Annotated in this window: 21 protein-coding genes, 1 pseudogene and 1 riboswitch; of the genes and pseudogenes, 15 read left to right on the top strand and 7 right to left on the bottom strand. The window is 72.7% G+C overall.

All coding sequences use genetic code 11. The annotated features are described in order from the left end of the window. Positions 1-6 precede the first annotated feature (6 nt). From ACIP82_RS32710 to ACIP82_RS32720, 3 genes are all read left to right on the top strand, one after another. Positions 7-2,631 carry a response regulator gene (locus ACIP82_RS32710; RefSeq protein ID WP_363607641.1) on the top strand — a complete coding sequence of 875 codons (2,625 nt, stop codon included), beginning with the start codon at positions 7-9 and terminating at the stop codon, positions 2,629-2,631. 227 nt (positions 2,632-2,858) lie between these two features. Beyond that, positions 2,859-3,791 carry a RimK family alpha-L-glutamate ligase gene (locus tag ACIP82_RS32715; protein WP_400658756.1) on the top strand — a complete coding sequence of 311 codons (933 nt, stop codon included), beginning with the start codon at positions 2,859-2,861 and terminating at the stop codon, positions 3,789-3,791. Between the two features lie 102 nt (positions 3,792-3,893). After that, positions 3,894-4,064: riboswitch (M-box (ykoK) riboswitch) on the top strand. A 371-nt stretch (positions 4,065-4,435) separates the two neighbouring features. Then, positions 4,436-5,605 carry a magnesium and cobalt transport protein CorA gene (locus tag ACIP82_RS32720; RefSeq protein ID WP_363607639.1) on the top strand — a complete coding sequence of 390 codons (1,170 nt, stop codon included), beginning with the start codon at positions 4,436-4,438 and terminating at the stop codon, positions 5,603-5,605. 761 nt (positions 5,606-6,366) lie between these two features. On the opposite strand, the gene ACIP82_RS32725 is transcribed toward ACIP82_RS32720, so the two are convergent. Further along, complete coding sequence (locus ACIP82_RS32725; protein WP_363607629.1) at positions 6,367-6,741, bottom strand: hypothetical protein; 375 nt, start codon at positions 6,739-6,741, stop codon at positions 6,367-6,369. A 108-nt stretch (positions 6,742-6,849) separates the two neighbouring features. Here ACIP82_RS32725 and ACIP82_RS32730 point away from each other — a divergent pair, with 108 nt between their 5' ends. The 3 genes from ACIP82_RS32730 to lepB all read left to right on the top strand — a co-directional run bounded on the left by ACIP82_RS32730 (position 6,850) and on the right by lepB (position 9,607). Further along, positions 6,850-7,941, top strand: a complete 1,092-nt coding sequence (locus ACIP82_RS32730; RefSeq protein ID WP_363607628.1) for a helix-turn-helix transcriptional regulator — start codon at positions 6,850-6,852, stop codon at positions 7,939-7,941. 151 nt (positions 7,942-8,092) lie between these two features. Beyond that, entirely contained in the window at positions 8,093-8,686 is a 594-nt protein-coding gene (locus ACIP82_RS32735; RefSeq protein WP_363607627.1) for a helix-turn-helix transcriptional regulator, read from the top strand. Positions 8,687-8,752: 66 nt separating this feature from the next. Further along, the gene (lepB, locus tag ACIP82_RS32740; protein ID WP_400658760.1) at positions 8,753-9,607 is read left to right on the top strand and encodes a signal peptidase I; all 855 of its coding nucleotides are present in this window, start codon (positions 8,753-8,755) and stop codon (positions 9,605-9,607) included. A gap of 75 nt (positions 9,608-9,682) precedes the next feature. Here the strand turns inward: lepB and ACIP82_RS32745 are convergent, their stop codons facing one another. Then, a complete protein-coding gene (locus ACIP82_RS32745; RefSeq protein ID WP_400658762.1) occupies positions 9,683-10,510 on the bottom strand; it encodes an alpha/beta fold hydrolase in 828 nt (275 codons plus the stop codon). Positions 10,511-10,884: 374 nt separating this feature from the next. Here ACIP82_RS32745 and ACIP82_RS32750 point away from each other — a divergent pair, with 374 nt between their 5' ends. Then, positions 10,885-11,103, top strand: a complete 219-nt coding sequence (locus ACIP82_RS32750; protein ID WP_400658764.1) for a hypothetical protein — start codon at positions 10,885-10,887, stop codon at positions 11,101-11,103. Between the two features lie 180 nt (positions 11,104-11,283). Next, on the top strand, positions 11,284-11,943 hold the full coding sequence (locus ACIP82_RS32755) for a double zinc ribbon domain-containing protein (protein ID WP_363607623.1): 660 nt from the start codon (positions 11,284-11,286) through the stop codon (positions 11,941-11,943). Between the two features lie 264 nt (positions 11,944-12,207). Here ACIP82_RS32755 and ACIP82_RS32760 read toward each other — a convergent pair whose 3' ends face one another. Beyond that, a complete protein-coding gene (locus tag ACIP82_RS32760) occupies positions 12,208-13,764 on the bottom strand; it encodes an LCP family protein (protein WP_400658766.1) in 1,557 nt (518 codons plus the stop codon). 223 nt (positions 13,765-13,987) lie between these two features. Here ACIP82_RS32760 and ACIP82_RS32765 point away from each other — a divergent pair, with 223 nt between their 5' ends. From ACIP82_RS32765 to ACIP82_RS32780, 4 genes and pseudogenes are all read left to right on the top strand, one after another. Beyond that, positions 13,988-14,380, top strand: a complete 393-nt coding sequence (locus ACIP82_RS32765; RefSeq protein WP_400658768.1) for a hypothetical protein — start codon at positions 13,988-13,990, stop codon at positions 14,378-14,380. Between the two features lie 249 nt (positions 14,381-14,629). Then, a pseudogene (locus ACIP82_RS32770) lies at positions 14,630-14,875 on the top strand (PLP-dependent transferase); the annotation flags it as partial. A gap of 358 nt (positions 14,876-15,233) precedes the next feature. Beyond that, positions 15,234-16,463 carry an ROK family transcriptional regulator gene (locus tag ACIP82_RS32775; RefSeq protein WP_400658770.1) on the top strand — a complete coding sequence of 410 codons (1,230 nt, stop codon included), beginning with the start codon at positions 15,234-15,236 and terminating at the stop codon, positions 16,461-16,463. A 4-nt stretch (positions 16,464-16,467) separates the two neighbouring features. Further along, the gene (locus ACIP82_RS32780; protein WP_400658772.1) at positions 16,468-16,683 is read left to right on the top strand and encodes a hypothetical protein; all 216 of its coding nucleotides are present in this window, start codon (positions 16,468-16,470) and stop codon (positions 16,681-16,683) included. 15 nt (positions 16,684-16,698) lie between these two features. Here the strand turns inward: ACIP82_RS32780 and ACIP82_RS32785 are convergent, their stop codons facing one another. Continuing rightward, positions 16,699-17,241 (bottom strand): hypothetical protein, encoded by a 543-nt coding sequence (locus tag ACIP82_RS32785; RefSeq protein ID WP_400658774.1) that lies wholly within the window; start codon positions 17,239-17,241, stop codon positions 16,699-16,701. 107 nt (positions 17,242-17,348) lie between these two features. After that, positions 17,349-17,804 (bottom strand): MarR family transcriptional regulator, encoded by a 456-nt coding sequence (locus ACIP82_RS32790; RefSeq protein WP_363607617.1) that lies wholly within the window; start codon positions 17,802-17,804, stop codon positions 17,349-17,351. A 159-nt stretch (positions 17,805-17,963) separates the two neighbouring features. On the opposite strand from ACIP82_RS32790, the gene ACIP82_RS32795 reads away from it, so the two are divergent. Further along, a complete protein-coding gene (locus ACIP82_RS32795; protein WP_400658806.1) occupies positions 17,964-19,418 on the top strand; it encodes an MFS transporter in 1,455 nt (484 codons plus the stop codon). 95 nt (positions 19,419-19,513) lie between these two features. Here the strand turns inward: ACIP82_RS32795 and ACIP82_RS32800 are convergent, their stop codons facing one another. Next, positions 19,514-20,425 carry a glutaminase gene (locus ACIP82_RS32800; protein ID WP_363607616.1) on the bottom strand — a complete coding sequence of 304 codons (912 nt, stop codon included), beginning with the start codon at positions 20,423-20,425 and terminating at the stop codon, positions 19,514-19,516. Between the two features lie 127 nt (positions 20,426-20,552). Continuing rightward, the gene (locus ACIP82_RS32805; protein ID WP_400658777.1) at positions 20,553-21,530 is read right to left on the bottom strand and encodes a LysR family transcriptional regulator; all 978 of its coding nucleotides are present in this window, start codon (positions 21,528-21,530) and stop codon (positions 20,553-20,555) included. A 310-nt stretch (positions 21,531-21,840) separates the two neighbouring features. On the opposite strand from ACIP82_RS32805, the gene ACIP82_RS32810 reads away from it, so the two are divergent. Then, positions 21,841-22,572 (top strand): hypothetical protein, encoded by a 732-nt coding sequence (locus ACIP82_RS32810; RefSeq protein WP_400658779.1) that lies wholly within the window; start codon positions 21,841-21,843, stop codon positions 22,570-22,572. Between the two features lie 264 nt (positions 22,573-22,836). Continuing rightward, positions 22,837-23,886 carry a chitinase gene (locus ACIP82_RS32815; protein WP_400658781.1) on the top strand — a complete coding sequence of 350 codons (1,050 nt, stop codon included), beginning with the start codon at positions 22,837-22,839 and terminating at the stop codon, positions 23,884-23,886. The last annotated feature ends 1 nt before the right edge of the window (position 23,887 follow it).

Raw genomic sequence — 23,887 nt, forward strand, 5'->3', positions numbered from 1 at the left:
ATTACGGTGGAGCGTGAGCGGAATATAGATCGGGAAGCAGCTCTGCTGGAAAGCCTACTGAACAAGGAACGCAAGGCGCGGCGGCAGGCCGAGCTGATATCAGAGGAAATGATTCGCAAGCTGCATGACGCAAAGAACCAGGAGCTCGAGAAGCAGCGGGGTCTGGAACTGCTGGAGTCGGTGGCTGCGGCATGCAACAACGCGCTCCAGGTGAGCGATCCGCTGCTTGCCGCGGTAAAAGGAATATGCACCTTCACGGGGTGCCCGGCCGGTCATGCGCTGTCGTTCTCGCCGGACAGCGGCATGCTTGCCTCGTACTCGCGTTATTGGTGGGCGGACGATCCGGAACACCTGCGAGCGCTGCAGGCGAATGATGGGCTCATGGTCCCCCGGGGGCGTGGGCCGGCCGGACGCGCCCTGCTGTCCACCGAGGCGCTGACAGGCACCGTCGGCAGCGAGGACGAAGAAATAGATTACATCAAGTCCTGTCGTGAACTCGGAATCACCGAGTTCCTGACGCTTCCTGTTTTCTGTGAATCCGAAGTCATTTTTGTGCTTGAGTTCTTTGCCGCGCCGGGAAAAATCAGCCAGGACGAGATGCTCACGAAGCTGCTGATTCAGGTCGGCGCTCAGCTGTCACGCGTGGTTGAAAGGGCGAAGGCAGAGCGGGAGTTGCAGGACGCGCGCTCGGTCGCGGAGACCGCGGCCCGCAGCAAGAGCTCGTTCCTGGCCACCATGAGTCATGAGATCAGGACCCCGATGAACGCAGTCATCGGGATGACTGAATTGCTGCTGTCTACTGAACTGACGTCCGAACAGCGAAACTTTGTTGATATCATCAATTCCAGCGGGGAGGCCCTGCTTGGTATCATCAATGACGTTCTGGACTTCTCCAAGATAGAAGCCGGCGGGCTGGAGCTGGAGAGCCGGCCGTTCTCCTTGCGTGATATGATGGATTCCGCGGTCGGGGTGATTGCCACCCGTGCCGCAGAAAAATCGCTCGAACTTGCCTGCCTGGTTGAGCCTGACGTTCCGGACAGGCTGGTCGGCGACGGAATGCGCCTCCGGCAAGTACTGACCAACCTCCTCTCCAATGCGATTAAATTTACCGAGACCGGTGAAGTCGTAGTCTCGGTGAGAACCACTGAGGATGTCGACGGGGACGACCGGGCCACGCGGTTGCATTTTTCCGTTTCGGATACGGGTATAGGCATCCCTGAAGATCGCATGGATCGACTCTTCCGGGATTTCAGCCAGGTGGATTCGTCCACCACTCGCCGGTACGGGGGGACGGGCCTGGGGCTGGCGATCAGCAAGCGCCTCGTCGAGATGATGGATGGTTTCATGAAGGTGGAGAGCAAGAGCGGCGTCGGCTCTGTCTTCAGCTTCGAAATCAATCTGGAGGTCGCTGAAGGCAGTCTGCCGCCTGTCGCGGAAGAACCACTGCGACTGAAGCGCCTGCTCATTGTCGATGACAATGCGGTCAACCGCGAAGTGGTCAGGCGGCACGCTGATTCATGGAACATGGTGCCCTATGAAACGGCCTTCCCCGAAGATTCCCTCAGAATACTTGAGTCGGGCGATCCGTTTGATGTGGCAGTCATCGACATGATGATGCCGAAGATGGATGGCGTGGAGCTGGCCAGGAGGATCCACCGGATCCTGGGTCGTGAACGTCTGCCGCTCATACTGGCAACCTCACTGGTGACGTCCAGAGAACTGATCGACCGTGAAGAATTCTCCGCGGTCCTGACCAAGCCTATAAGGGCTTCGCAGCTGCATGATGCGCTTGTGACGGTCATCGTGGGCAAGCGGGAACCCGCCGGGGTGAGCCCTTCCCCGAGCAAGGGTACGTCTCCTGACGGCGCGTCTTCTGATCTGAAAATCCTGCTGGCCGAGGACAATGCGGTGAATCAGCAGATCGCTACGCTGATGTTGCGGAAACTCGGCCACACCGCCGAGATAGTCGACGACGGCAGTCAGGCCGTCGATGCCGTCCTCAATGATTGCTACGACGTCGTGCTGATGGACGTGCAGATGCCCGTCATGGACGGCCTCGAGGCGTCGCGGAAGATCAATCAAATGCTTGAGGCCGGCCGCCGTCCTTACATAATCGCGATGACGGCGAACGCGATGCAGGGCGACCGCGAAATCTGCCTTGCCGCGGGCATGGACGACTACATAGCGAAACCGATAAAGAGTGACCAGTTGGCTGAAGCGCTGAGCCGTGTGTCCGCACCCGGCGGCGAGCAGGACACCACCCCGCAGCCGGAGCACTCCGACACTTCGGTCAGCCGAGAGGTTCTGGAGCGTCTCTGTGACGACCTGGGCGGGGCTTCCTCGGTTGCTGAACTGGCCGAGCTGTTTGTGGAAGATGCGCCGAAACTGATATCCGCCATGTCGGGCAGTCAGCAGAACGACGAGGTGCGGCGGGCCGCTCACACGCTGAAGTCCAGCGCCAGGGCCCTGGGGGCTGACGTGCTGGCCGATATGGCAGCGGAGATCGAAGCACAAGCCCGCGCGGAAACCCTTGGGGAATTCAGCGTGAGTGCAATGAGTGACGAATTCCTTCGCGCGAAGAGTCAGCTCTTCGAGATTCTCACCGAACTGGAAAGCCACAGTCTCGGTTGACTCGCCTCGCTCAGGGGCCGCGGGCGAGGAAGAGGTCGCTGATGTGAAGCATGTCGATGCCGCCACCACGGGCATCGAGCAGCCGAGCGGTCTCGGCCAGGGCCCGGACGCGGGCACCGACCCGGCCCCGGTCCGACCGGGAACGAAGAGGATTCCGGCCACCGGAGGCGGGGCCAGGCCTGGAACACGCTCTTGCCCGGGCCGGGCGGGGCCTGTTCCATGGCGGCATGCCGCGAAGCGAGCTCGTTCTGATGACGGATCACAGCTCGACCGAGGGAAGCCGGGAGACTCTGGCCACCGCCGCGCGGATGCTCACCGGCCGGGCGCCCGTCCTGCTCGACGCGCGGCACTTCATGCGCGGCGGCACCGGCCGGATCGGCCCGGCCGCCGACGGCGGGCTCCGCCTGGAGGTGCCGGCCGAGGGCCTCGCCGTGACGGCGGACACCGTGCTGGTCTACGAGATACCGCCGCACAAGCGGCGCGCCTTCGAGGCCTGCCAGCAGCGGCTCCGCGCGTACGGCGCCCGTTCGCTCGGCACCGACACGGACGGCTGGCGGGCGGCCACCGAGAAGGACCGGACCGTCGAGCGCTTCAGCCGGGACGGCATCGCGCACATGCCCACCATCGCGCTCTCCCGGCCGACCCCCGAGGCCGCCGTCGATGCCTTCGACCGCCTCGGCGGCGACGTCTGGGCCCGGCCGACCGTCGGAATGGGCGGCAACGATGTCTTCCACGTCACCACCCGCGACCAGCTCACCGCCGCCGCGGACCACTACGTGGCCTCGGGCGCCGACTGGCTGATCGCCCGCGACGCCGGGAACTTCAACGCCGACGGCCGGCGCCACCAGTACCGGGTGGTGGTGCTCGGCGGGCGCGTCGTCCGCGCGGTCGAGCACGTCCAGCCGGATCCGGACGCGCCCTGCAACGAGATCCAGGGCGCCGTCTCGAAGCTGCTGGAGGACGGCGAACTGCCTGCGGGTCTGGCCGAGTTGGCCGTCTCCGCGACCAAGTCCCTGGGCCTGCCGCTCGGCGGTGTCGACCTCGGCGCGGAGAACGGCGGCGTCGTCTTCGAGGTCAACGTCCACCCGGTGTTCGGCAGCGTCGGGGGCCTGGAGACGGTCGCCCTGCCGTACACCGCCGCCCACCTCGCACTGGGCTGAGCCGAAGCGGCGGCCCGGGCCCGTCGGGGCCCCGGTGGAGGCCTCGGCGGAGGCCCTGGTCAAGGGCGCGGTCGCGCGGGTACTAGACTTGGCACAGTTGTGAAGGCACCTCGTTCGGTGAGGCGTCGCCACGGACACAGGCCACTGACCCCACGACGTCGAGAGACGCCCAGGTTCAGGACAGGTCTCCCCGGCCTAAGGGGTGATCCCAAGTGGCTGCACCCCCGGGTGCTACGCCGTGGCGTGCCAAAGCTCTGACGAGATCAGGGGTGCCCCGCCCGTCCCGCGGCCAGGTGTGCCCGCGGCGCGTGGTGTGGATCTCCCTGATGGCCCCGGTAACGGCGACCCGAGTACGGGCGCCCCGACGGCGAGGAGGTGAGACCTGTGGAGAGCAGTAGTCCGGGCCGAAGTCGGCCCCGCCCCAGGACGTCCCCCTCTTCTCCTGGCACCCGGCACTTCTCCTCCCGTACCGCTCCCGCACCCCGCCGCCGTACCGCCCGCCGCTGACAGCGGCGGCTCCGGCCGCGTGGTCCGGGCGCCGTGCGCGGTGGAGGACGGCCGGGCGCCTCCCGCCCCCGCCCCGCCCGACCCCGCGGCCCCCGGCCTCGGCAGCGGCGGACACCGACCCGTGGAGGTACCCCGCCATGTCCGACTGGCGTGTGCGCGCCGTGCGCGCGAGCAAGCGTCCGTTCTCCCGTTCCGTCACCACGCCGCGCGGCGGCGACGCGCAGCCGGCGCCCGAGCACTCGATGGACCCGAGGCCCGACCAGCCCGCGGAGCCCGTCACGCTGGAGCGCTCCGTCGTGGACGCGGCCGTCTACCGGGGCGGGCACCGGGTCGAGGAACCCGCCAGCCTGGCTGACATCTACCGCCAGCTGCCCGGCAAGCCCGGCACGATGGCCTGGATCGGCCTGTTCCGGCCCGCCGAGGCGCAGCTGCTGGAGGCCGCCGAGCGGTTCAACCTGCACGAGCTGGCGGTCGAGGACGCGATCGTCGCCCACCAGCGGCCGAAGCTGGAGCGCTACGGCGACACGCTCTTCGTCGTGCTGCGCGCCGCCCGCTACCTGGACGACGTGGAGGAGGTCGACTTCGGCGAGATCCACCTCTTCGTCGGCCCCGACTTCGTCCTCACCGTGCGCCACTCGCAGGCCCCGGACCTCTCCGCGGTGCGCAGCCGCCTGGAGGCCGACCCGGAGCTGCTCGCGCTCGGCCCCGAGGCGGTGCTGTACGCGGTGCTGGACGCGGTCGTCGACGGGTACGCGCCGGTGATCGCCGGGTTGCAGCACGACATCGACGAGATCGAGACCGAGGTGTTCGGCGGTGACCCGCAGGTGTCCCGCCGCATCTACGAACTCTCCCGCGAGGTGATCGAGTTCCAGCGGGCCACCCGTCCGCTGCTGGAGATCATGAAGAGCCTGGAGGCGGGCTTCGGCAAGTACGGCACCGACGACGAGCTCCAGCGCTACCTGCGGGACGTGGCCGACCACGCCACGTACGCCGCCGAGCGGGTGGACGGCTTCCGGCAGATGCTGCAGAACATCCTGACCGTCAACGCGACCCTGGTCTCGCAGCGGCAGAACGAGGAGATGAAGCAGCTCGCCGAGGCCGGGCACGTGCAGAACGACGAGATCAAGAAGATCTCCTCCTGGGCGGCGATCCTCTTCGCGCCGACCCTGATCGGCACCGTCTACGGCATGAACTTCGAGCTCATGCCGGAGCTCAAGTGGGCGTTCGGGTACCCGTTCGCGATCGGGCTGATGGCGCTCGTCTGCACCGGCCTCTACCTGGTGTTCAAGCGCCGCAACTGGCTCTGAGTGCCGCGGCTCGCCCGTGAACCGCCGTGAGCGGCACGACGTTCGGACAGGGCGTCAGGGTTCCGTCAGGGCGGGCCGGCGGGGCTTGCCCCCCGCCCGCGCCGGCGGCTTGGATGAAGGGCATGAACCGCCCGGCACGCCACCACGACCGCCCGCCGCATCCGCGGCCGCCGGTCGTCGCTGCCGCGGCCGTCATCGCCGTGCGCTGAACCGCGCCTCCCCGCCGGACGGCACGGCCCGCGCCGCCCCCTGCCCCGTCGCCGCGGGGCAGGGGGCGGACGCCTTCTCGTACCTTCGTCCCGCACCCCGGCCGGGCGGCTGAAGGAGGCGGTCACCCTCGGCACCGGCCTGGCGATCGGCGTCCGGCCGCGGCTGCGGGAGTACCGGTAGTGGGCTGGTCCGCCGCACTTGTCAGTGGGCCGCCGTAGGGTCGTTCGGGTGCCGAAGAACGGCGACGGACGGCCGCGCGGTTCCACGTGCGGCCGGTCCGGACGGATCGTCAGGGGGTATCGCGATGAAGCAGACGGCGAAGCGGGCGCTGGTCGGTGCGGCCGGGGCGTTGGGCGCGGTGCTGGTCCTCCCAGGCCATCCGGTGGGGCCTGACGGCCACCCAGGAGGACTGACCGGGCGGCCCCTGCGGCCGGACCACGCGGCGGCACTCCGCTGACGTGGAGCGGTCCGGGACCGGCGGGTGCCCGGCCGCGCGCGCCGGGGCGGTGTGCACCGACCGGGGGCTCAGTCGTCCGTGTCGGCGGCGGGGCCTAACCGTCCGCGCGCGCCCCGGTGGCGGACAGTCGCTCGAACTCGGCCTCCGGGTCCGCCTGTTGCCGGTAGTCGAAGTGCAGCCGCACCACGCCGTCCCGGTCGGTGAACCGGGCGAGCGGGCCCTGGCCGGCGGCGGGCAGCAGCCGGGGAGCGGCCCACTGCTGGGCGACCACCGCGAGGCGGGTCCGGTCGGCGGCCACCACGATCCAGGTCGCCCGGCCGCCCTGGACGGTCGCGAGGTAGCCGTCCGCGAGCACCGAGACGACGGCGTCCCGCACACCGATGCCGTCCGGGAACTCGCGCCGCTCGGCGTGCGGAGCCGACACGTCGTCGCCCATCGCCACGCTGTCCCTGGTCAGTTCGGTTCTCATGGCGGGCAGCGTAGCCGTACGGAGTGGCCGGGACCCCGCCATGAGTCGGAGTCGACCCCCTACGATCGGCGCATGACCGCTGACTGGTCTGCGTGTTAGCTTCCGGCCATGGGATCACGTGGGGTTCGTGGGGCGGCGGCGCAACAGGCGATCGAGGGGCTGCGGGAGCTGGCTGGGGCCGGGCTGACGGCCCCCGAGGTGTTCCGCAGGGCGGACGAACTGCTGCGCGGAGTCATGGAGTTCGACGCGGTCTGCTGGCACACCGCCGACCCGGCGACCGGGCTGGTGAACTCCGTGCTGAGCGACGACCTCAGCCTCGACAGCTTCCAGGACGCCGTCCGCCTGGAGATCTGGTCCGATGACGTCGCCACCTTCCCCAAGATCCGCCGCAGCGGCGTGCGGGCCGAGACACTGAACCGGGTGACGAAGGGGCGACCGGAGCACAGCGTGCGCTACCGCGAGCAGATCGCCCCGGCCGGGTTCGGCGACGAGCTGCGCGCCGTCTTCGACGCGCACGGCGGGATGTGGGGGTGCGCCGCGTTCATGCGGGCCGGGGACCGCGGGCCGTACCTCGGCCACCAGCGCGAGCTCGCCGACATCGCCGCCCGGCACCTGGGGAACGCGCTGCGGGCCAGCCACCTCCCGCCGCCCGGCGACGGGCCGGAGGACGAGTCCTGTCCGGACGGCGGGGCGCCGGTCGTCCTGCTGCTCGGCCCGTCGAACCGGCTGCTCGCGATGTCCGGCCCGGCCGAGGAGTTGCTGGCCGGCCTGGCCGACCCCACACCGTCGGCGCTCGCGGTGCCGACCGCCTTCGCGATCGCCGCCGAGCAGGCCCGCCGGGCGGCGTACGGCCTGCCCGCCCCGCAGCGGAAGATCCGGGTGCAGGCGAGGGACGGCCGTTGGTTCGTGCTGCACGCCTCGGCGCTGCGGGGCGGGACGGCGGGCGAGGTGACGGTGGTGGCCTCCGAGGCCACCCCGGCGGACGTGATGCCGCTCTACCTGTCCGCGTACGGGCTGACGGCACGGGAGCAGGAGGTGGCGCTGCTGCTGGTGCGCGGCTGCGACACCCGGGACGTCTCGCGGCTGCTGACGATGACGCCCTACACGGTGCAGGACCACCTCAAGTCGGTCTTCGCCAAGGCCGGGGTGGCCAGCCGCCGTGAGCTGATCGCCCGGGTCATGCTCGGCGTCGGCCACTGAGGGGCGGCGCACACTGAGGGGCGGCACCGGGCCGGGGCGGAGGCCGACCGCGGGGGCTCCCCGGCGCCGCCCGCCGCCCCGCGGTTCCGCCGGCCGCCGTGCCGGCAAGCTGATTTGACAACCACGCTTGCCGCCTCGGCAAATAGAAGACATGGCCGACGACTTCTCTACCGTCCTCACCACGGTGGGCCCGCGTCTGCGGGCGCTGCGGCGCGAGCGTGGCACCACCCTGGCCAGGCTGAGCGCCGCGACCGGCATTTCCCTCAGCACCCTCTCCCGCCTGGAGTCCGGCCGGCGCAAGCCCACCCTGGAACTGCTGCTGCCGCTGGCCCGGGAGTACCGGGTGCCGCTGGACGAACTGGTGGGCGCCCCGGCCACCGGGGATCCGCGCATCCACGCCCGGCCGTTCACCCGGGGCGGCCAGACCTTCGTCCCGCTCACCCACCACCTCGGCGGGCTGCACGCCTACAAGCAGATCATGCCCCCGGGTTACCGGGCCGGGCCCGAGCTGGAGCCCAAGGTGCACGAGGGTCACGAGTGGGTGTACGTCCTGGCGGGCCGGCTGCGCCTGCTCCTGGGCTCGCGCGATCTCGTCCTGACCGCGGGGGAGGCGGCCGAGTTCGACACCCGGATCCCGCACGCCTTCGGCAACGCCGGGCCGACGCCGGTCGAGTTCCTGAGCCTGTTCGGGCCGCAGGGCGAACGCATCCACGTCCGGGCCCGGCCGGGAACCTCTGGTCGTTAGGTTCGTTGGCTCACAACGGGGGTTCCGCACCGGGCTCCCGACAGGCCGTCCGGAGGGGGCCCAGGGATGAGCGTCGAACAGACCACGGAGACCGATCAGGCCGATGAGGCCGGCGGGAAGGGCGCGGCGGGGTCGAAGAAACGGTCCTTCTGGCGGGAGCTGCCGGTCCTGGTGGTCATCGCCCTGCTGCTCTCACTCGGCATCAAGACCTTCTTCGTCCAGGCCTTCTCGATCCCCTCGGGCTCGATGCAGCACACCCTGGAGAAGGGGGACAGGGTGCTGGTCGACAAGTTCACGCCGTGGTTCGGCGCCACCCCGGACCGCGGTGAGGTGGTGGTCTTCCGCGACCCGGGCGGCTGGCTGGAGGGGCCGCCCGAGCAGTCCGGCAACAGCGTCATGCGTGGTGTCCAGACGGTGCTCGGCGTGGTCGGCCTGATGCCGTCGGCGGACGAGAAGGACCTGATCAAGCGGGTGATCGCGGTGGGCGGCGACACCGTCGAGTGCAACAGCGGCAGCCCGGTCAAGGTCAACGGCGTCCCGCTGGACGAGCCGTACATCTACCCGGGCGCCACGCCCTGCGACAACGAGCCGGCCGGCACGGTCAAGGTCCCCAAGGACCACCTCTGGGTGATGGGCGACCACCGCGACGACTCCCGCGACTCCCGGTACCACACCCGCGAGGCCGGCGGCGGCTTCGTCCCGGTGGACAACGTCATCGGCCGCGCCTTCGTCGTCGCCTGGCCGCTCTCCCACTGGGACACCCTCCCCGTCCCCGACACCTTCGACCAGGCACCGCTGGGCGCACCCGCCCCGCACGACAACCCCCTCGACAGCCCGCCGGCCCCGGAGGCCGCCGCCCTCGCCGCCGCCGTTCCGCTGGCCGTCTGGCAGCGCCGCCGGGCCCGGGCCCGCAGGCGCTGACCGGGCCGGCGGCCCCGGTCCCGGCCGTACCGGCGGGCAACGGGCCGCCCGGGTCCCGGGGTCAGGACGTGGGGATCAGGACGTGAGGAAGTCCAGCAGGTCGGCCTCGAAGGCGGCCCGGTACGCCCCGTGCAGGCCGTGCGACGCGCCGGGGTAGACCTTGAGCACGCTGTCCGGGATCAGCCGGGCGGTCTTCGGGGCGGCGGCCGCGATCGGGACGATCTGGTCGTCGTCCCCGTGCGCGACCAGGGTGGGGATGTCGATGCGCTTGAGGTCCTCGGTGAAGTCGGTCTCGGAGAACTGCCGGACGCAGTCGTACGCCGCCTTCGCGCCGACCTGCATGCTCCAGAGCCAGAACGCCCGGCGGATGCCGTCGGCCCCGGACAGGTCGGCGCCGGGGCGGTTGAAGCCGTAGAAGCTCTCGCTGAGGTCCCAGTAGAACTGCGAGCGGTTGCCGTCCACCCCGGCCCGGATGCCGTCGAGGGCCTCCAGCGGTGTGCCCTCCGGGTTGCCGGGGCCCCGCAGCATCAGCGGCGGGACGGCGCTCAGCAGCAGCGCCTTGGCCACCCGGGAGGTGCCGTGCCGGCCCAGGTAGCGGGCCACCTCGCCGCCGCCCGTCGAGTGGCCGACCAGGGCGGCGTCGCGCAGGTCGAGCCGGTCGGTCAGCTGGGCGAGGTCGTCGGCGTAGGTGTCCATGTCGTTGCCGTGCCAGGGCTGGTCGGAGCGCCCGTGGCCGCGCCGGTCGTGGGCGATCGCGCGGTAGCCGCGTTCGGCGACCAGCCGCAGCTGCTCGTCCCAGGCGTCCGCGTTCAGCGGCCAGCCGTGGCTGAAGACGACCGGCCGGCCGCTGCCCCAGTCCTTGTAGAAGATCCGGGTGCCGTCGTCGGTGGTGATGGTGGGCATGGCGCTCCTTCGTGCGATCGGGCCACAGGGGTTGGAGGTGAACAGAGGAGACAGGGGCGGGGGAGGCACTCAGACGCTAGGCGGGGGGTGGGCGCGGCGCGGCGGGAAGGCGGTGACCGGTCGGCGTGTTGCCCGGAATTCATCCTCCGGACGGGTGGGGGACGGTCGCGGGCCGGATCCGGGCCGGGCCCGGGGCCGCCTTCCGGGGGTTCTCGCCACGCTGTTCTCTACACGGCTGTAGAGTCTGTCGGGTGAGCTGTACGCCAGGCCTCGCGGCTGCCCTGTCGGGGGAGCCGGTGGCGACATCCGGGTCGGGAGGCGGAACCGTGGAGGAGAGTCGGCGCGGGCCTGTGGACGGCGAGGGACCGGGGGGCGTGGACCTGGACGCCGAGCCGGGCGTGGAGCGGGTGTACCAGCCGGTCGAGGTGCACTTCGGTGACGGCACCTGGGCGCTCGGGCGGATCAGCGGGTGGTGGCAGGACGCGGCCGGGCGGCGCTGGTGCCGGCTGCGGGTGGCCCGGAGCGGGCGGCCGGCCCGCTGGGAGCCGTTCGACCCGGCCCGGGTGGTGCTGCTGCCGGCCGGTGGGGTCTGAGACCCACTCCGGTGGACCGGGCGGTTCTTGAACCGTTGCTCAGCGAAGCTTTACCCCAACGGGATTCACAAAATATGACGGTATATGTCATTCTGTGCAGCGCCCCGTGACCCATCGCAGCCGTGTCGGCGTCAGAGGGCCGGGGACCGCCGACATGCCAACTCAGCCACCGGGGACGACGTGAGTTCCGAGATCTACTTCAGCAACAACTACCGTGACCTGTGCGAGCAACACGGTACCGGGGCCGGCTTCCAGTTCGAGTTCTCCTGCTCGCGCTGCTCCGACACCTGGCGTTCGCCGTTCGAGGCGTTCACCACCGGCCAGGTGGCGGGCTGGGTGAGCAAGGGCGTCAGTGCCGCCTGGAACCTCATCGGCGGCAACGCCAACACCATCAGCAACGCCGCCGACGGGCTGGCCGGCGCCAACTGGGGCAGCTCCCGCGATGCCGCCTTCCAGCGGGCCATCGCCAACGCCCAGACCCACTTCAACCGGTGCGCACGGTGCACCAACTACGTCTGCGGCCGCTGCTTCGACCCCGCCCAGGGCCTCTGCCACACCTGCGCCCCGGACACCGCCGCCGAGGCGATGGCGGCCCAGCGGCGCGGCCTCAACGACATGGTCTCCGAGCGGGCCTACACGCAGGGGCAGCAGACCGGCCAGGCCTTCGACGTGCAGACGCCGCGCCAGCTGGTCTGTCCGCAGTGCAGCACCGAGACCCACGGCACGCCGTTCTGCCCGGGCTGCGGCTTCCGCCTGGCCAACCCGAACCAGTGCGGGCAGTGCCAGGCCGCGCTGCCCGAGGGCGCCGCGTTCTGCCCGGGGTGCGGCACCCGCCGCTGACCAGGACCGTCGCGGGCCCCCGGCCCCCCCCCCCCCCCCGGCGGCCGCCCCCCCCACCCCCCCCCCCGGGGGGCCCCGCCGCCCGGCCCCCGAGGCGACGGGGGGCCCCGGGGGGACGGGGGCGCCGCCGGCCCCCGCGGCGGCCGCGGGGGGGGCGGGGGGGGCCCCCCCCGGGGCGCCCCCGCCCCCGGCCCCCCCCCCCCCCCCCCCCCCCCGGGGCCCCCCCGACGCTCTCCGCCGGCCCTGTGCGGGCCGGCGGCGCCGTCAGCCGTACGAGAGGTTGGCGCAGGGGTCGTCGTCGGCCGAGCGGGCCGCGTCGCGGACGCTGGTGGGCAGCGGGCCCGGGGCCGGCGGCAGCGGGCCGGAGGGCGCGGCGGTGGCGGTGGCGGCGTAGTCGTGGCCCAGCACCACGCTGACGCCCGCCTTGGCGCCGGGCTGGACCCCGGCGCCGGGGAAGAGCTTCGCCACGGCCTCCGCCGAGGTCCGCTCGCCGGGCCCGTAGTCGACCACGGTGGTGGCGCGTTGACGGTTCGGCGCGTTGCCGACGGCCGTCACGGTGAACCCGGCCGCCTTCAGGGACTCCGCAGCCCGGCCGCCGAGGCCGGTGGCCGAAGTGCCGTTCAGCACGGTCACCTTGACGTCTGTGCCGGCCGCCGGGGGCTCGGGAGCGGGGGAGGCCGTGGGGGAGGGCGAGGGGTCCTCGGACACCGCCGCGCTCGGCGCGCTCGCGTCCTGGCCGTCCAGCGTGCGGTCGGCCCGGAGCGCCGCCCAGAGCTGGTCGACGTCCGGGTGGACCAGCGCGACCCGGGGGCCCTCGTAACGCCAGGGCGCGGTGACGAACTTGACGTCGTGCAGATCGATGTCCTTCAGCGACATGGCGAAGGAGAGCAGCTTGGCGGCGGAGCCGAGGTCCTGGTCGACGGTCAGCGACCGGGTGGCGGCGTCGGCGACCGGCAGCAGGGTGGTCGGGTCCATGCCCTTGGCCTTGATCTCCTTGATCAGCGCGGAGAGGAAGGCCTGTTGGCGCTTGGTGCGGCCGATGTCCGAGCCGTCGCCGATGCCGTGCCGCAGCCGGACGTAGTCCAGCGCGGACTGGCCCTGAACCCTCTGCAGGCCCTTGGGGTAGAGCAGTTTGCCCTTCCGGCCGAGGTTGGGGTTGAGGTCGCCCTCGCGGATCTCGTTCGGCAGGCAGACCTCCACCCCGCCGACGGCCTTGGTCATCGCGGCGAAGCCCTCGAAGTTGACCACGATGGTGTGGTCGACCCGCATGTTGGTCAGCTTCTCCACGGCGTTCTGGGCGCAGGCCGGGTTGCCCTGTTCGGTGTCGCCCACCGCGAAGGCGCTGTTGAACATGACATTGTTCTGCTCCTTGGTCCACTTCCCGTTCGGCAGCTTGCAGGGCGGGATGGTGACCAGCGAGTCGCGCGGGATGGAGATGCCCGCCGCGTGCTTGTGGTCGGCGTAGACGTGCAGCAGGATCGCCGTGTCCGAACGGGCCCCGCCCTCCTGGCCGCCCCCCAGGTCGCTGTTGTTGCCGCCGCGGCTGTCCGAACCGATCAGCAGGATGTTGACCGGCACATGGCCCTGCGCGTCGGGCTTGGCCGCCTCCGGGCGGTCCTTGCTGACGGCGTCTCCGTCGAAGGTGGCTATGTTCCCGTTCAGCCGGTAGTAGACGGCGCCGCCGGCCAGTACCAGCAGGGCGGTGCAGCCGGCGGTCACCCAGAGCACCTTCTGCTTGCGGCTGCGCCGGGGACGGGCGCGTCGGCCGCCCGACCGGCTCCTCGACGCCCCGGCTCCGCCGGGACCCCTGCGACCTGACATGTCGTCACCCTCCACAGTTGCCACGAGATCCCCGTCGGTGTGCTGGGCGCCCGCGCGCGGACCCCGGGTACCGTGGGCGGGTCCGCCGCCGGTAAACTTTTACACCGCTGTAGAACTTCAGTGGAGCATACTAGGCGCCGATGAGGAAACCCGCAGGTCAGCCCAGGGGGTCTGGACGGCCGGGCCCATCGGTGCCGCACCCGGACCGGAACCAAGGAGCACGATGACTCACCGGATCGCACGTTCGATAGCCGGCGCCCTGGTGGCCCTGCTGGCCACCGCAGGCCTGACCGCGGCGGCGTCGAGCGCGACGGCGGTGGCCGCACCCCGACCCGCGGCCGTGGCGGCCGGCGCCGTCCAGCCGCAGGGCGTCCAGGGCATCCAGGGCATGGAGGGGGCCGAGGGCGGACAGACCGTCCAGGTCCCCCGGGCCGCCGAGGACCGCGCGGCGGCTCCGGCGAGCCGGCTGGCGGCGGAGAAGGAGAAGAAGAAGGGCTTCTTCGCCAAGCTCGGCAAGTTCCTGCTGATCGTGGTGATCCTGATCATTCTCTTCTTCGTGCTGCTGATCGTCGGGATCGTCTACGCCGCCAAGCGGGTCTTCGGACGCCGCCGCTGAGACCCGCCGGGCCCCTCGGCACGCGCCGTCGGGCCCGGCGGCCGTCCAGGGCCGATCGACCGGGACTGGCTCTGGGAGGGTCTGGCGCTACGCCATCGAACCCGGCGCCGCGGCCGACCCGTTCGCCGCCTGGCTGACGCTGCGCGGCCTGCAGACGCCGGCCCTGCGGGTGCGCAGGCGCTGCGACACCGCGCTCGACCCGGCCGTCCGGCCGCGCACCCGGCCGTCACCGCCGTCCACTACCCGGGCCTGCCCGCCCACCCGGACCACGAGCGCGCCCGCCGACTGCTCCCGGACGGCCACGGCGGCGTGCTCGCGTTCGACCTCGCGGGCGGACGGGAGGCGGCCCGGACCTTCACCGAGTCCGTCCGGCCGGCCTCCCTCGCACCCTCGCCCGGCGGGGCGCACACCCTGGTGCTGCATCCGGCCGGCACCTCGCACCGGCAGCTGGACGACACGGAGCCGGCCGCCGCCGGCATCGGCGCCGGGACGGTCCGCCTCTCGGTGGGCACCGAGCACCCGGAGGACCTCTGGGCGGACCTGGAGCAGGCGCTCGCCGAGCTCTGGGCGGACGGCGGGCGAGCGGACGGCCCGGACCGGCGCGGCGCCGGGCGGACCGACGAGCGCCGGGCGGGCGGGCCCGCGCCTTCGTCGCGGCCAAGCCGGCGGACCTCGACAGTTCCGCGGTGCGGTCCCTCACCGGAGGCCGGGTGGGCTGACCGGTCCCGGGGCCGGATCCGGGCCGATGGGCGGGTTGACAACCGGTCATACTGGGCGGCGGTGCCTGAGCCCAGGCCCGCCACCGCCCCGGTACCGCGCCGGTCCGCGGGGTACGCCGAGACCGGAGGACCTGATGAGCCGCCACCTGCCGACCCACCTCCCGGCGGCCGGAGCGCCGGTGCAGCCGTGGAACCGGCAGCGGCTGCGCAGCAACAACGAGTGGCTGCTGCTCGAACTGCTGCGCACCGGCGGCTCGTCCTCGCGGGCCCAGCTCGCCCGCGACACCGGGCTCTCCAAGCCCACCGTCTCCGCCGCGCTGGCCGCGCTGGAACAGGCCGGACTGGCCCGCGAGGCCGGGCGGTTCGTCCCCGAGCGCGGCCGCACGGCGGTGCTGTACGAGGCCGACCCGACGGCCGGCCATGTGCTCGGCGTGGACATCGGCCGGGCCCGGCTGCGGGTGGCGGTGGCCGACCTGGCCGGGCGGATCGTCGCCCGGCGGGACGTGCCCAACCGGGGGCGGACGGCCGACGCGGTGGCCGACGCGGTGGTGGCGGCGGCCCGGGAGACCATCGCGGAGGCGGGGCTGACGGCCGGCGGCATCGTCCACTCGGTGATCGGCAGCCCGGGCGTCTGGGACGAGCGGCGCCGCGGCGTCCGCTACGCCACCAACCTGCCGGGCTGGGGCAGACCGGGCCTGTTCGACCGGATCGCGGACGGGCTGGAGACCGCGATCACCGTCGCCAACGACGCCAACCTCGCCGCGCTGGGCGAGTTCGCCCTCGGCGCCGGGCAGGGCAGCCGGGTGTTCGCCTATCTGCTGGTCGGCACCGGCCTCGGCGTCGGCGTGGTGAAGGACGGCGAACTGCTCGCCGGCGCGCACGGAGCCGCGGGCGAGGTGGGGCTGCTGCCGCTGCCCGGCCGGCCCGCCGGGGAGCCGGCCGGGACGATCGAGCAGGTGGCCGGGGCGGACGCGGTGGTGCGCACCGCGCTCGGCCTCGGCATGCCGGGCCCGCTGACGGCCAAGCAGGTCTTCGACGCGGCCCGGTCCGGCGACCCGCTCGCGGCCGGGGCCGTCCAGCAGGAGGCGGAGCAACTCGCCTACGCCGTCGCGGTGCTGACGGCGGTGCTGGACCCGGATCTGGTGGTGCTCGGCGGTGGCGTCGGCGGCAGCGCGGATCTGCTGCTGGAGCCGCTGGAGCGGGCGCTGCACCGGCTCTCCCCGCTGCGGACCAGGCTCGCCCCGAGCCTGCTGGGGGAGGAGGCGGTCCTGCTCGGCGCCGTCTCGACGGCGCTGGAGATCGCCCGGCCGGAGGTGTTCGGCCGCCGTTCGGGCGCGACGGCCCAAGGCCTGTCCGGCAGTTGATCCCGTGGCCGGCCCCGCCGAGGACGTCCGGACCTGGAGCCACCCGGCCACGCCCGACCCAGCCTGCTCGGCCGCCGTGGACCGGACGATCGGCCGGCTCTCCGTCACCGACGGTCCCTGCACCGGTGTGAGCTTCAGTACCGCGGACACCGGCAAGGTCTGGTCCGAGGGCACCGCCCACCCGCTCGCCGCGAGTGGCGGGAACCCGTTCCGGCTGTAGCCGGCCGGGCCGCGCTCAGAGGACGGCTTCGGCGATCCCGGCCACCAGGCCGACCGCGATGCCCAGCAGCGGTACGCCCAGCAGTCCCGCGAAGCCGGCCGCGACGTAGCCGCTGCCGTCCTGGAGGTTCCCGTGCCGGGCACAGGAGAGGAACCACGCGGCCGGTACGGTGCCGAGCACCATGATCAGTCCAGCGACGACGCCGTACCGCAGGGCCGGCGTCGACGACGGCTCGTAGGCGACGCCGTGGGACAGCCGGACTGTCAGGCGGGTGCCCGCCCGGTGGTCGCGGGGTACGCCGCGTACCACGACCGGACGGGCCCCGGCCGCCGTCCCGCCGGCCGGGGTGTACTGGCCCCGGCAGTCGCGGCCGGCGCTGTTGCCCTCGTCGTCGGACACGTCGTAGCACTTCTCCACCAGCACGACGCCGCTCGGCGGACCGAGGCCCGCGGCCGCGCCCACCCGTTCGGCAGCCAGTACCCAGGCCAGCCACCCCGCCCCAGCCAGAAGGCCGATCGCCGCCAGTACCGCCGCCGCTCGCGCCGACGGACGCCACATGCGGACCTCCCCTCCCCTGCGGGCCCCGCACCCGGAACTGCCATCATGCTGGGTGCGTCGCTGTCGTTCCACCCTCGTGCCGGGGTCGGGACCGGGGCGGGGGTGGTTCAGGGGCGCGGCCAGGGGTGTCCGCCCAGGCGTTCGATGCCGGTGTTGAAGCGCCTCAGGTAGCCGGCGAAGGCGGCGATGTCGTCGTCCGTCCAGTCGGCCATCACCCGCTCCAGGCTGTCGATGGTGCCGGCGCGCTCCTGGTCGAGCAGCCGCACGCCCCGGCCGGTGATGCGGAACTTCCTGGCCATCCCGCCCTCGGGGTCGGGGATGCGCTCCACGAGCCCGGCCCGCATCGCGGCGGTGGTCTGTCGGTTGAGGGTGGAGGCGTCGAGGTCGAAGGCGTCGCTCAGCTCTCCGATCGACATCGGCCCCTGGACGCGGATGCGACTGAGCAGGATGTAGGCGCTGCGTTCGAGCAGGCTGTCCTTGCGGCGGGCGCCGGCGCTGCCCTGGAGGCCGTGACGGCTCAGGAGCATCTGCTCGTACTCGACCTCGTGCGTGGGTCTGACCATGTTCCTGCCACCTCCTGGCCGACGGCCGCCTCGGTCCGTGGCCGGCCGGCTCCGTCCGCGTCCCTCCGGACAGCATTATGCATCCACCATAGAATGTGCATGATGCACTAGACATGTATGATGCACTTCTTGTCCGACAGACTGTTCCGGAGCTTCCCCATGGACACCTCTCAACGATCCGCGCACCCGAGCGGCGTCGTCGCCACCCTGGCCTTCGCCGGCACGGTGGCCGCGGTCATGCAGACGCTGGTCACCCCGCTCATCGCGGAACTGCCGCAGATTCTGCACACCACGCCCTCGAACGCGGCCTGGGTGATCACCGTCACCCTGCTCGTCTCGGCCGTCTGCGTGCCGGTCTCCGGACGCCTCGGCGACATGGTGGGCAAGCGCCGGATGCTGCTCGTCTGCTCGGTGCCCCTGGTCGCCGGCTCGGTGGTGTGCGCGCTGGCCTCCTCCGTCGTGCCCATGATCGTCGGGCGTGGGCTGCAGGGGATGGGCATGGGCATGGTGCCACTGGGCATCGCCCTGCTGCGTGACGTCGTCCCGGCGGAGAAGCTCAGCTCCTCGATCGCCCTGGTCAGCGCATCCATGGGGATCGGCGGTGGTCTCGGCCTGCCGATCGCCGCGGCGGTCGCCCAGTACGCGGACTGGCGGGTGCTGTTCTGGGGTGCGGCCGTCCTGGCCCTGGTGGTCTCCGCCCTGATCTGGTTCCTGGTGCCGGACGTGCCGGCCACCGCCAGGGGTCAGCGATTCGACCTGCCCGGCGCGCTCGGCCTGGGCGTCGGCCTGGTCTGCCTGCTGCTCGCCGTCTCCAAGGGCGCCGACTGGGGCTGGGCCTCCGGCACGACGATCGGCCTGTTCACCGCCGCCGTCGTGGTGCTGGCGGGCTGGGGCTTCTGGGAGGTGCGCACCAAGGACCCGCTGGTCGACCTGCGCACCACTGCCCGCCCCCGGGTGCTGTTCACCAACCTCGCCTCCGTCTTCGTCGGCTTCGGCATGTACGCCAGCATGCTGATCGTCCCCCAGCTGCTCCAGTTCCCGAAGGCCACCGGCTACGGGCTGGGCCAGTCGATGCTCGCCGCCGGCCTGTGGATGGCCCCGGGCGGCATCATGATGATGATCGTCTCCCCCCTGGGCGGGAAGCTCACCAACGCCCGCGGCCCGAAGTTCACGCTCATCAGCGGCGTCCTGGTGATCGCCGCCGGCTACGGCCTGTCGCTGGCGCTGATGGGTTCGGCCTGGGGGCTCATGCTGGTCACCATGGTCACCAGCAGCGGTGTGGGCCTCGCCTACGGGGCGATGCCCGCCCTGATCATGAGCTCGATCCCGCCCGCGGAGACCGCCGCCGCCAACGGCTTCAACACGCTCATGCGCTCGCTCGGCACCTCCATCGGCGCGGCCGTGATCGGCACGGTCCTCTCCCAGATGACCACCACGATGGGCGGCCACGCCTTCGCCTCCGAGAGCGGCTTCCGAACCGGCCTGCTCATCGGCCTCGGGGTCGCGCTGATCGCCGCGGCGATCGCGGCGGTCATCCCGGCGGTGCGCGGCGCGGCCGGGAGCGAGCGGGACGCCCCGTCCCCCGAGCGCGAGGCGGTCGCGGCCGAGGGCTGACCGGACCGGCCCACGCGGGGAGAGCCGAGTGAACCGGCCCCGCGCGGGCGAGCGGCCGGTCCGGGGCGCCGCCGCCCGGGCCCGGCCGCCGCGGCTCAGAACACCGACCACCCGGTGGCCGTGGTGAACGCGTCCAGCGCGGCCACCGCCCCGACGGAGTTCCCGGCCGGATCCAGCGCGGGGCCCCAGGCGCAGAGGGCGCCCCGGCCCGGCACCACCGCGAGGATGCCGCCGCCCACGCCGCTCTTGCCGGGCAGCCCGACCCGGTACGCGAACTGGCCGGCCGCGTCGTAGGTGCCGCAGGTGAGCAGCACGGCGTTGATGCGCTTGGCCTCGCTGCGGCTCAGCAGCCGGGAGCCGTCGGCGCGCAGGCCGTGCCGGGCGAGGAAGAGCCCGGCCAGGGCCAGGTCCCGGCAGCTCGCGGTGAGGGCGCAGTGGTCGTAGTAGTGCTGGAGAACCGTGTCGACGGGGTTCTCCAGGTTGCCGTAACTGGCGATGAAGTGGGCGAGCGCGGCGTTGCGGTGGCCGTGCGCGGCCTCCGAGGCCGCGACCACCGAGTCGCTGTCGAGCAGTGGGTTGCCGGACTCGGCGCGCAGGAAGTCCCGGACGGCCGCGCGGGCGTCGCCGGTCAGGCTGTGCAGGCGGTCGGTGACCACGATGGCGCCCGCGTTGATGAACGGATTGCGCGGGATGCCGTGCTCGGTCTCCAGCTGGATCAGCGAGTTGAAGGGGCTGCCGGAGGGCTCGCGGCCGACCCGTTGCCAGAGGCCGTCGCCGCCGGCGGCCAGGGAGAGGCAGAGGGTGAAGAGCTTGGAGATGCTCTGGACGGAGAACGGCTGCTCCCAGTCCCCGACGCCGTACACGGCGCCGTCGACGGTGGCCAGCGCCAGTCCGAAGGCGTTCGGGTCGGCGGCGGCGAGCGCCGGAATGTAGTCGGCGACCCGTCCGGCGGTGAGTACCGGGCGGGCCGCTTCCATGGCCTGGGTCAGCTGGTCCTGGAGATCCACCGGGCCATTGTGCACATGCGTGCACCTTCGTGCGGACCGCCGTGACGGTGCCGTCCTGCGGAGGCGGGCACGGTCACGGCGCCGGTGTTCGCCTCCCCGGGGCAGGGCCGCGCCGTGGACGGGGAGTTCACTGCCGGTCGGTGCCGCTGGGGTCGTGCAGGCGGCGGACGACGATGTCCCGGCCCGCGGGTGCGCCCGCGGTCACCGCCTCGGCGTGGTCGCGGGCCGCCTGCCTCAGCGCGTCGGCCGCGGCCCGCGCGGCCGGGGCGCCGGGGGCGTGTCCGGTGCGGTGGAGCACCCGGGTGATCAGGCTGCCGGTGACGGGCAGGCCGGTCACCTTCGCCCGGTCCAGCAGAGCCGCGTGGTAGGCGGGCATGATCAGGGCACCGGCCTGCCCGGCCAGCAGCGCGGCGAGGGCGGTCGGGTGCTCGGCGACGTGCTCCACCGACGGCACCACGCCGTGCGCGGCCGCGAACCGGGCGAAGGCCCGGGCGCGGGCGGACTGTTCGGGGGCGCCGATCCACGGACGGCCGGAGAGTTCGGCGGGGTGACCCGGCAGGTCCCAGCCGTCCGGGACGATCACCCGGTACTCGTCCTCGCTCAGCACCCACGCCCGTACGGCGGGCGGCAGTGGTACGGCGGTGTCCCGGTCGTCGGTGATGACCAGGACGTCCAGCCCGCCCAGGCGCAGGCGTTGCAGGCCGTCCGGCAGACCGGTCTCCACGAACCTCGGCCGCACCTGCGGATGCCACTGGGCGAGCAGCCGCTGCGCCCGGGCCGCGAGCCGCTCGATCACCCAGGAACTCGCGCCGATCGCCACCGGGCCCTGCGTGGGGCTCCCGTCGGCGGAGCTCAACTGCTCGACGGCGGAAGCGAGTTCCCTGCTGATCCGGTCGCCGGTGGCGGCCAGCAGCCGGCCGGTCGCGGTGAGTTCGAGCCGGCCGCCGGACCGGTCGACCAGCGGCAGGCCCACCTCCCGCTCCAGGCTGGCCAGTTGCTGCGACACCGCCGACCGCGTGTGGCCGAGCGCCCGCGCCGCCGGGGCCAGACCGCCGTGGCGGGCGATGGCGTCCAGGACCAGCAGCCGCCGGGGGTCGAGGTCCATGGGGCGGGCTCCTCCTCGGTTCCTCCGGGTCGTTCGGCGGCCCATCCTGCCACGCGTCGGGCCGCAGGGTGCCAGTCCTGCTGTCGCCCGGGTTCAGCGCCGCTGTCGGGCGGGGCCGTCAGGTGGCCGACGGGATGTCACACTGGCCGCCACTCACCGGACTTCGGCGGCGCGCCCCGGCAGACGTGTGCCCGCGGCCGGGCACGTCCCGTTCACGCCCACCAGGAGGCAGCGCATGGTCCGTTCGATTTCGACAGCGGGGCGGCCCGGCCCGGCGCCGTCTGGTCGGCGCCCGCCCAGGTCCGGCCGCGTGCCGGCGGCGGCGTGCGCGCTGGCGGCGCTCTTCCTGGTCGCGGCCTGCGGTTCGTCCGGCAGCTTCCCCGGTGAGGCGTCGGGCGGGCCGGCCGCGCAGAGCGGCGGCGCCTCGCAGAACGGCGGCGCAGCCGCACCGGATGCGCCGGCCACGCGGAACGGTGCCGGTGCACAGAACGGCGCCGCCCCGCCGGCCGGGGGCGGCGGGGCGGCGTACGTGCTGAGCGCTCCGCCGGTCGCGGCCGGCTACCGGCAGGGTCAGCCCCCGGCCGACCTGATCCAGAAGGTCGACTCCGATGCCCAGCTGTACGCCAAGCGCCTGGGCGTGACCGGCACACCGGTCCACGGCTACTACGACGACCGGGCCCAGGGCGCGTGGATCTTCTACTCGGGCGTCACCGGCAGCGGCTTCGACCCCGACCGTCTGCACGACGCGCTCAACCAGCCCCCGGCCACCAGGAACGACGGCGCCGGGGACCGGATCAGCACCAACGCCGTGGACACCGACCCCGGCCCGCACGGCGGGCGGGCGATCTGCAACACCGTGCTGGTCCAGAACGCCATGCTCACCACGGCCGTCACCACCTGCTCCTGGTTCACCGCCACCACGGCCGCGGGGGTCAGCCTCATCATCAAGGGCGACGGCACCAGCACCAAGGTCGGCTTCACCGCCGCCGACGTCGCCCCGGTCATGCGGGCCATCCGCGCGGACGTCGAGCACCCGCGCTGAACCGCCGGCCGGTCTTCCGGTGCCCGAGCGTTGACGGGTCGTCAATGGCGGGGAGCCGGATCCGCCGCGTCAAGGTGTCCGGCGGTGAAGGGGGTTGAGAGTGTCGACCATTGGGAAACTTTCCTAACGAAAGTCGTCGACCGGCCGTCCCGTCACCTCGGTCCTGCAGGCGCCCGCTCCGGTCGCCCGCCGGCCGGTGCGGGCCGTTTCGCCTCTCTCCTGACCGGCCGTCACCGTGCGGTGGACCGACGAAAGCGAGTTGGCATGTACAAGACCTTCAGGGCCGGGACGGCCGCCCGGCTCGCCGCCCCGCTGCTGGCCGCCGCGCTCGGCCCGGCCGCCCTGCTGCTGGCCCCCGCGCCCCAGGCCCTGGCCGCCCCGGCAGCCGCCCCGCCCGAGCCGGCCGCCGCGCCCGGGAGGGCGGCGGCCCCCGGGATGGCGGCCGCGCCGTACGAGTACCTGGGCTGGGGCAACCCGCAGAAGCCGACCGACGTGATGAACGCGACCGGGGTGAAGTGGTTCACCCTCGCGTTCATCCTCTCCGACGGCGGCTGCAACCCGAAGTGGGACGGCAGCCGGCCGCTGACCGGCGGCTCCGACGAGGCCGCGATCAGGTCGATCCGGGCGGCCGGCGGCGACGTGGTCGTCTCGGTCGGCGGCTGGAGCGGCAACAAGCTGGGCGAGAAGTGCGGCAGCGCGAGCGCGCTGGCCGGCGCCTACCAGAAGGTGATCGACGCCTACGGGCTCAAGGCGCTGGACATCGACATCGAGGACACCGAGTTCTCCAGCGCGACGGTCCGTCAGCGGGTGGTCGACGCGCTGAAGACCGTCAAGGCGAGGAACCCCGGCATCGTCACCTACGTCACCATGGGCACCACCCCCAGCGGCCCGGACGCCACCGGCAAGGACCTGATCAGGCGCGGCGCCGCGGCCGGCCTGGCCAACGACGGCTGGGTGATCATGCCCTTCGACTTCGGCGGCCACAGCGGCACCATGGGCCAGGCCACCGTCAGCGCGCTGGACGGGCTGAAGGCGGCGGTCAAGAGCGCCTACGGCTACAGCGACGACGCGGCCTACCGGCACACCGGGGTCTCGTCGACGAACGGGAAGACCGACGAGGCCGGTGAGACCGTCACCACCGCCGACTTCCGGACCATCCTCGGCTACGCCCGGCAGCACCACCTCGCCCGGTTCGCCTTCTGGGCGGTCAACCGCGACCGCGCCTGCGGCTCCGGCACGGACGCCGACGCCTGTAGCGGCGTCGCGCAGTCCCCGTACGAGTTCACCAGGATCGTCGTCCAGTACCAGGGCTGAG

This window comes from Kitasatospora sp. NPDC088548, assembly GCF_044753005.1.
Lineage (GTDB): Bacteria > Actinomycetota > Actinomycetes > Streptomycetales > Streptomycetaceae > Kitasatospora.

Excerpts from the sequence above, each read along its gene's own strand:
- ACIP82_RS32715 (WP_400658756.1), top strand. The coding sequence starts at position 2,859 with ATGCCGCGAAGCGAGCTCGTTCTGATGACGGATCACAGCTCGACCGAG.
- ACIP82_RS32720 (WP_363607639.1), top strand. The coding sequence starts at position 4,436 with ATGTCCGACTGGCGTGTGCGCGCCGTGCGCGCGAGCAAGCGTCCGTTC.
- ACIP82_RS32725 (WP_363607629.1), bottom strand. The coding sequence starts at position 6,741 with ATGAGAACCGAACTGACCAGGGACAGCGTGGCGATGGGCGACGACGTG.
- ACIP82_RS32730 (WP_363607628.1), top strand. The coding sequence starts at position 6,850 with ATGGGATCACGTGGGGTTCGTGGGGCGGCGGCGCAACAGGCGATCGAG.
- ACIP82_RS32735 (WP_363607627.1), top strand. The coding sequence starts at position 8,093 with ATGGCCGACGACTTCTCTACCGTCCTCACCACGGTGGGCCCGCGTCTG.
- lepB (WP_400658760.1), top strand. The coding sequence starts at position 8,753 with ATGAGCGTCGAACAGACCACGGAGACCGATCAGGCCGATGAGGCCGGC.
- ACIP82_RS32745 (WP_400658762.1), bottom strand. The coding sequence starts at position 10,510 with ATGCCCACCATCACCACCGACGACGGCACCCGGATCTTCTACAAGGAC.
- ACIP82_RS32760 (WP_400658766.1), bottom strand. The coding sequence starts at position 13,764 with ATGTCAGGTCGCAGGGGTCCCGGCGGAGCCGGGGCGTCGAGGAGCCGG.
- ACIP82_RS32765 (WP_400658768.1), top strand. The coding sequence starts at position 13,988 with ATGACTCACCGGATCGCACGTTCGATAGCCGGCGCCCTGGTGGCCCTG.
- ACIP82_RS32775 (WP_400658770.1), top strand. The coding sequence starts at position 15,234 with ATGAGCCGCCACCTGCCGACCCACCTCCCGGCGGCCGGAGCGCCGGTG.
- ACIP82_RS32785 (WP_400658774.1), bottom strand. The coding sequence starts at position 17,241 with ATGTGGCGTCCGTCGGCGCGAGCGGCGGCGGTACTGGCGGCGATCGGC.
- ACIP82_RS32790 (WP_363607617.1), bottom strand. The coding sequence starts at position 17,804 with ATGGTCAGACCCACGCACGAGGTCGAGTACGAGCAGATGCTCCTGAGC.
- ACIP82_RS32795 (WP_400658806.1), top strand. The coding sequence starts at position 17,964 with ATGGACACCTCTCAACGATCCGCGCACCCGAGCGGCGTCGTCGCCACC.
- ACIP82_RS32805 (WP_400658777.1), bottom strand. The coding sequence starts at position 21,530 with ATGGACCTCGACCCCCGGCGGCTGCTGGTCCTGGACGCCATCGCCCGC.
- ACIP82_RS32815 (WP_400658781.1), top strand. The coding sequence starts at position 22,837 with ATGTACAAGACCTTCAGGGCCGGGACGGCCGCCCGGCTCGCCGCCCCG.